1 pseudogene is annotated in these 379 nt (G+C 42.5%); it reads right to left on the reverse strand.

Going from position 1 to position 379, the window contains the following annotated elements:
* Positions 1-379, reverse strand: a pseudogene (locus HUS61_RS21375) (RNA-guided endonuclease TnpB family protein); the annotation flags it as partial.

Here is a 379-nt window from a genome sequence, read left to right on the forward strand (position 1 = left end):
CTTTAAAAACTTCGGGTTGTCGGCCACGAAACCGTTCGAACCAACCACCGTTTGCTTTGAGTTGATGTCAAAGCCAGTGATCGTTTCCAAAACTTGTTTAGCCGTTTTGCATTCCACTTCCTGAGTGATACTGCATTCCCATTTTCCGTGACGATATTGAACAGTGATGGTCTTAATTTTGCTCACTAGCTCACGATGCAGAACGATTGGCACTTTGCCGACCTTCGGAATACTGATAGCGCCATTTTCGATTCGAATGCAATTGGAATTATTGACGGCACGAAACGAGTCGTTGTGAAGTTTTTTCTTTTTGTATGAGACTTTATGCTTTGGAAAGCGCTGCAAACGAACCTTTGAAAAAGCATTCTTAACAGCAGTT

This window comes from Pseudoalteromonas sp. 0802 (genome assembly GCF_013350085.1).
Taxonomy (GTDB): domain Bacteria; phylum Pseudomonadota; class Gammaproteobacteria; order Enterobacterales; family Alteromonadaceae; genus Pseudoalteromonas.